Genomic DNA, 1,231 nt, shown 5'->3' with positions numbered 1-1,231 from the left:
TGGACTTCCCCCAGAGCAGTAGACAATCCGGCGCCTCACAAAGCAGCCTGTTCAAAGGCCTCGGGACTGACGCCGCCGAGATGGCTGTGACGTCGGGTTCGATTGTAGAAGACCTCGATGTAATCGAAGATGTCGGCGCGGGCTAATTCGCGTGTTTTATAGATGCGCTTGCGAATGCGCTCTTTCTTCAGGCTGCTGAAGAAAGACTCGGCCACGGCATTGTCCCAGCAGTTTCCACGCCGACTCATGCTCGGCTCCAGCTGGTTGGCCTTGCAGAAACGTCTCCAGTCATCACTGCCGTACTGCGTTCCCTGATCGGAATGCACGATCACCGGCTGCATTGGCTTGCGCCGCCACAGCGCCATCAAGAGTGCATCCAGGACCAGTTCACGGGCCAGCGTCGGCTTCATGGACCAGCCCACCACCTTTCGCGAATACAGATCGAGAACCACTGCAAGATACAACCAGCCCTGCCAGGTTCGGATGTAAGTGATGTCAGTCACCCAGGCGCGGTCTGGCACATCGACTGTGAACTCGCGATTGAGACGGTTCGGCGAAATGATCGACGGCCGTCCTGCGATGTGGCGGGGTGCCTTATAGCCGCGCAGGGCCTTGATCTTGTTCGCACGCATGAGGCGGGCTACACGGTGCTTGCCACAGGTCTCGCCAGCCTCCCGTAGATCACCAAAGACCCGCGGCGATCCATAGACGCCGCCGCTGGCGGCGTATGAATCGCGGATCAATCCAAGCAAGCGTTGATTGTCGATCGCCAGCTTCGACAGTGGATTCTGGAGCCATGCATAAAAGCCGGCGCGCGATGCTCGCAGCACGCGGCACATCGTCATGACGCGATACTCATGCCGATGGTCGTTGATGAAGCGGTACTTTACTCGGGCTCCCTCGCGAAGTACCGCGCCGCTTTTTTTAGGATGTCGCGCTCCTCTTCGGTCCGGCGTAGCTGTGCCCGAAGCTTGAGAATTTCGCTCTTGGCTTCCAGCAAGTCAGCCGCCTGCTTCTCCGTTTTATCCGGAGTGACGGCCTTCACCCACTTGTACAGGCTGTGGCTCGAAACACCGAGACGAGCCGAAATCTCGGCAACGGACTTTCCGCGTTCGAGAACTTGGCGGACAGCCTCCTCCTTGAACTCTGGTGTAAATCTCTGGGTACTCATGCACTTCCTCCTATGCTCAAATCATAGGCCGGCGATGCCTACTGCCGCAGGGGAAGTCCA

1 protein-coding gene is annotated in these 1,231 nt (G+C 58.3%); it reads right to left on the bottom strand.

All coding sequences use genetic code 11. The annotated features are described in order from the left end of the window. Positions 1–35: 35 nt before the first annotated feature. Positions 36–1,171 (bottom strand): IS3 family transposase gene (locus E4T66_RS21235; RefSeq protein WP_441347708.1). Its coding sequence is split into 2 segments (ribosomal slippage): positions 36–916 and positions 916–1,171, totalling 1,137 coding nucleotides; the frame shifts between segments, so codons are not numbered across the junction. Positions 1,172–1,231 lie beyond the last annotated feature (60 nt).

This window comes from Sinimarinibacterium arenosum (assembly GCF_005047655.1).
Taxonomy (GTDB): domain Bacteria; phylum Pseudomonadota; class Gammaproteobacteria; order Nevskiales; family Nevskiaceae; genus Solimonas.
This window is presented reverse-complemented; position numbering and strand designations above follow the sequence as displayed.